Genomic DNA, 4582 nt, shown 5'->3' with positions numbered 1-4582 from the left:
AGACCGCTTCCCGGTAATGCTCGGGCAGCGACGCGATAACCTGCTGCACGGTCTCGCGCGTGGCGATCACCGAGCTCATCCGGGTTCCGGTAGCACGCAGCTCCTCCGGCAGCGGTGCCATCGCTCGCTGTGCGCGCAGGTGGTCCACCACGCAGTTGCGCACGATGCGGTGGACCCACGTGGTCACCTTCGCGCTGCCACGAAACCCAGGGGCGGCACGGGCGACGGCGATGAGACTCTCCTGCACGACGTCGTCGACGGCGGCCTCGTCGACCAGCGACGCACCCGCGAACCGCCGCAACGTCCCTGAGCGCTCCAGCTCCTCGACCAGCAGCTCGACGGCGGCTGCCGCCGTAGCTTCGTTGTCCGAGGCCGCATGGCGCGCCAGCACCTCGAGAACGTCGTCCAGTGCGGAGGGCTGGACGCCCCGGACGAGCTCGCGCGCCCGCACGCGGTCACCGGCATCGAGCGCCGCGGCGAGCGCATGCGTCGGCATCGGCACGACCTCCCCCACCTCACCGGCCCGGACAACCGGACCAGCGTGCCACATCTGCCGGTGCGAGCCAGGCGGCGCTCAGGGGGTGGGCGGAATCCGGGGGTCGTCAGCGGGGGCCGGCATCGTGGCCAGCAACGACCTGGCCTGCTCTGCCGACTCGTCCAGGCACAGCACCGCGAACCGGCTGGCCAGCACCTGGGAGGTGGAGCTGAAGTCGCGGCGGCCGCCGGTGAGGGCGTGGCCGACCACGCCCCAGAGCATGCCGAAACCGGCGCCGATCAGCAGCGCCGGTAGCAACGAGTTGAGCAGCTGCGCCCCCTGCACGAGCAGCATGAACATGAGGCCGAGGAACAGGCCGAACCACGCGCCGGAGGCCGCGCCCTGCAGTGCCGCGTGCATGTAGGTGCGGCGGCCGATGATGCGCTCGACCATCTTGAGGTCGGTGCCGACGATCGTCACCTTCTGCACGGGGAAGTCGGAGTCGGAGAGGAAGTCGACCACGCGCTGGGCCTCGAGGTAGCTGTCGAACGCGGCGATCTCCTCACCGCGAGGCTGGGCACCGAGTCGGGGGTCGCGGGGGGTCTGCATGAACGACATGGGAACCATTCTGTACCCAACGCCTGAGAACCGCCTGGGAGTCCGATGAAGTCCGCCCTGGTTCTTCCGGCTGGCATAGGCTTCCGACGTGAGCGCACCCGGCAACGCCAGCACCCGGCTGAGCGCCCGCGTGTTCGTGGGCAGGCTGGCCGGCACCGAGGTCTTCGAACCACTCGGAGACCGGGTGGGGCGTGTGCACGACGTCGTTCTCATCGTGCCGCTCACCGGCGCACCTCGCGCGGTGGGGCTCGTCGTGGAGATCCCGGGCAAGCGTCGTCTGTTCCTGCCGCTGACCCGTGTCACCTCGATCGAGCGCGGCGCGGTGTTCACGACCGGGCTGGTCAACGTGCGGCGCTTCGAGAAGCGCGCCGCGGAGACGCTCGTGCTCGGGCAGCTGCTCGACCGCACGCTCACACTCAAGGACGGTTCGGGCGAGGTGCGGGTCGAGGACGTCGCTCTCGAGCAGCAACGGAACAGGGACTGGCTGGTCACCAAGCTGTTCGTGCGCCGCACCACCTCCGGCCGACTGTTCCGGCGCGGCGAGTCGCTGCTGGTGGGGGTGGACGAGGTCACCAGCATCGAGTCGCGCGCGGCGCAGGCACAGGGAGCCTCGACGTTCCTCGCCACTCTGGAGGACCTCAAGCCCGCCGACGTGGCCGACGTGCTGCACGACCTGCCGGACGACCGGCGGATCGAGGTGGCCTCCGAGCTCCAGGACGAACGCCTCGCCGACATCCTCGAGGAGCTGGGCGACGACGACCGCATCTCGATCCTGTCCGGCCTCACGAGCGAGCGCGCGGCCGATGTCCTCGACGCGATGCAGCCCGACGACGCCGCCGACCTCCTCGCCGAGCTCCCGAACGAGCAGGCCGCGGAGCTGCTCGAGCTGATGGAGCCCGAGGAGGCCGAGGACGTGCGGCGTCTCCTGGCCTACGACGAGCACACCGCGGGCGGGATGATGACCACCGAGCCGCTGATCCTGGGGCCGGAGGCGACGGCGGCGACCGCGCTGGCGCACGCACGGCGGCAGGACGTCACGCCCGCGCTGGCGGCGATCGTGTTCGTGGTGCGGCCGCCGTTGGAGACGCCCACGGGCAAGCTCCTCGGTGCGGTGCATCTGCAGAAGCTGCTGCGACAGGCGCCCCACGAGTCGATCGGCACGATGCTCGACAAGGACGTGCCGACGGTCGCCCCCGAGGATCCGATCGGCAAGGTCACGCGCCTGCTCGCCACGTACAACCTCACGGTGCTGCCGGTCATCGACGAGCAGGAGCGGCTGCTGGGCGCCGTGACCGTGGACGACGTGCTCGACCACCTGCTGCCCGAGGACTGGCGTGCCGCTGACGACGAGGTGACCGACGCGAGCATGGGGGCAGGGCGTGGCTGAGGACCGCCTCGACACCCCCGTCGAGCTCCGGCGCCGGCTGCTGCCGCGCAGCCGGCGATCGCCGGACCGATTCGGCAAGATCGCCGAAGGCATCGCGCGGTTCATGGGCACGCCGCGGTTCCTGCTGTACATGACGGTCTTCTGCGCCACCTGGCTGCTGTGGAACACGCTCGCGCCGCAGTCCCTGCAGTTCGACCCGCGGGCGCTGAACTTCACGCTGCTCACGTTGATGCTGTCGCTGCAGGCCTCCTACTCGGCACCGCTGATCCTGCTCGCGCAGGACCGCCAGGCCGACCGGGACCGGGTCGCCGCCGAGCAGGACCGGGTGCGCTCGGAGCGCAACCTCGCCGACACCGAGTACCTGGCCCGCGAGATGGCGGCAGTCCGACTCGCCTTGAACGACGTGGCCACCCGCGACTTCCTCCGCAGCGAGTTGCGCAACCTCCTCGAGGAGATCCTTCAGGAGCGTGCACGGGAGGGCGCCAGCGCCGAGAAGGCCCAGCACGATGACACCTAGTGCTCGGTAGACAGCACTAACGCTCATGCGCAATCATGCTGGGGTGACCACAGACACTCTCGGCGCGCACATGGAAGCCGAGCTCACCAGCCAACCCGACACCTGGCGGCAGGCCGCCGCCCTCGCCGAGACCGCACCCCTGCCGCAACCCGGGCAGCGCGTGGTGATCCTCGGCTGCGGCACGTCCTGGTTCATGGGCCAGTCCTACGCGACCCTGCGCGAGCAGGCCGGTCAGGGCGTCACCGACGTCTTCGCCGCCTCCGAGGCGCCGCTGGATCGCGACTACGACCTCGCGATCCTGCTCTCGCGCTCCGGCACCACCACCGAGGTGATCGCTGCGGCCGAGCAGCTCAAGGGCCGCGTGCCGCTGCTCGGGATCGTCGCCGACCCCGACACGCCGCTCCCCCGACTGGTCGACGATCTCGTGGTGCTCGACTTCGCCGACGAGGCCTCGGTGGTGCAGACCCGCTTCGCCACCACCGCGCTCACGCTGCTGCGCGCGGGCCTCGGACTGGACGTCACGCCGTCGATCACCGACGCCGAGGCCGCCCTCGCCGCACCGATCGACGACCGCCTCGTGCAGGCCGACCAGATCACCTTCCTGGGCTCCGGCTGGGCCGTCGGGCTCGCGCACGAGGCCGCACTCAAGAACCGTGAGGCCTCGCAGTCCTGGACCGAGTCCTACCCATCGATGGAGTACCGCCACGGCCCGATCGCGGTCGCCGCGCCCGGGCGGGCCACCTGGGTGCTCGGTGCGGCACCGGAAGGCCTGGCCGACGACGTCGCCGCCACTGGCGCCAGCTACGTGGAGCACGCCGACGTCGACCCCCTCGCCGAGCTCGTCACCGCCCAGCGGATTGCGCTCGAGCGTGCACGCGCCCGCGATCTCGACCCCGACCACCCGCGCGCCCTGACCCGCTCCGTCATCCTCGGGTGAGCGCCGCAGGTCTCGACATCGACCTCGGCCCGGGCGAGCCCGTCGCCGTGCTCGATGTCGGGGGCACCGAGATCAAGAGCGCGGTGCTCGACGGCGCAGGTCGCCTCTCCCCGCCCGTGCACTCGGCCACGCCTCGTGGGGCGGACGTGGTGGGCCGGGTGGTCGACGCGGTGGCCGCGCACGCGGAGCAGGCCCGATTGCTCCAGCCCGACCTCGGAGCGGTCGGGCTCGTGGTGCCCGGGATCGTCGATGCGGAGCGCCGTGTCGCCGTGTTCTCGGAGAACCTCGAGTGGCACGACGTGCCGTTCCCGGCCCTGGTCGCCGAGCGCACCGGGCTGCCGGTGGGTTTCGGCCATGACGTCGCGACCGCTGGTCGAGCCGAGGTCGAGCTCGGGGCGGCGCACGGTGCGCACGACGCGGCGGTGGTGATCGTGGGCACCGGTGTGGCCGCCGCGCTGTTCGTCGAGGGCGCGCCCCTGCTCGCGCACGGCTGGGCAGGCGAGCTCGGGCACTCGGTGGTGAACCCCGCAGGTCCGGCGTGCGTGTGCGGCGCGAACGGCTGCCTCGAAGCCATCGCCAGCACGGCCGCGATCGCTCGCCGCTATGCGGCCGCCACGGGTACGAGCGTGGCGGGCAGCCGCGAGGTCC

6 protein-coding genes are annotated in these 4582 nt (G+C 71.6%); 4 read left to right on the top strand and 2 right to left on the bottom strand.

Going from position 1 to position 4582, the window contains the following annotated elements:
• Positions 1–496 (bottom strand): RNA polymerase sigma factor (locus ACOJSN_RS15735; RefSeq protein ID WP_420113437.1); only part of this gene is annotated, 496 nt, incomplete at its 3' end.
• 78 nt (positions 497–574) lie between these two features.
• Positions 575–1093 (bottom strand): general stress protein, encoded by a 519-nt coding sequence (locus tag ACOJSN_RS15730; protein ID WP_420113436.1) that lies wholly within the window; start codon positions 1091–1093, stop codon positions 575–577.
• 88 nt (positions 1094–1181) lie between these two features.
• On the opposite strand from ACOJSN_RS15730, the gene ACOJSN_RS15725 reads away from it, so the two are divergent.
• The 4 genes from ACOJSN_RS15725 to ACOJSN_RS15710 form a co-directional block, all read left to right on the top strand.
• On the top strand, positions 1182–2480 hold the full coding sequence (locus ACOJSN_RS15725) for a magnesium transporter MgtE N-terminal domain-containing protein (RefSeq protein ID WP_420113435.1): 1299 nt from the start codon (positions 1182–1184) through the stop codon (positions 2478–2480).
• On the top strand, positions 2473–2997 hold the full coding sequence (locus ACOJSN_RS15720; protein WP_420113434.1) for a DUF1003 domain-containing protein: 525 nt from the start codon (positions 2473–2475) through the stop codon (positions 2995–2997). Before ACOJSN_RS15725 ends, ACOJSN_RS15720 begins: the two co-directional genes overlap by 8 nt.
• 43 nt (positions 2998–3040) lie before the next feature.
• Positions 3041–3934: an SIS domain-containing protein gene (locus ACOJSN_RS15715; RefSeq protein WP_420113433.1), complete on the top strand. Its 894-nt coding sequence runs from the start codon at positions 3041–3043 to the stop codon at positions 3932–3934.
• Positions 3931–4582, top strand: a 652-nt coding sequence (locus ACOJSN_RS15710) for an ROK family protein (protein WP_420113432.1), incomplete at its 3' end; no start/stop codon positions are given. The genes ACOJSN_RS15715 and ACOJSN_RS15710, both read left to right, overlap by 4 nt.

The sequence above is a fragment of the Pseudactinotalea sp. genome (assembly GCF_048594945.1).
Taxonomy (GTDB): domain Bacteria; phylum Actinomycetota; class Actinomycetes; order Actinomycetales; family Beutenbergiaceae; genus Pseudactinotalea.
This window is presented reverse-complemented; position numbering and strand designations above follow the sequence as displayed.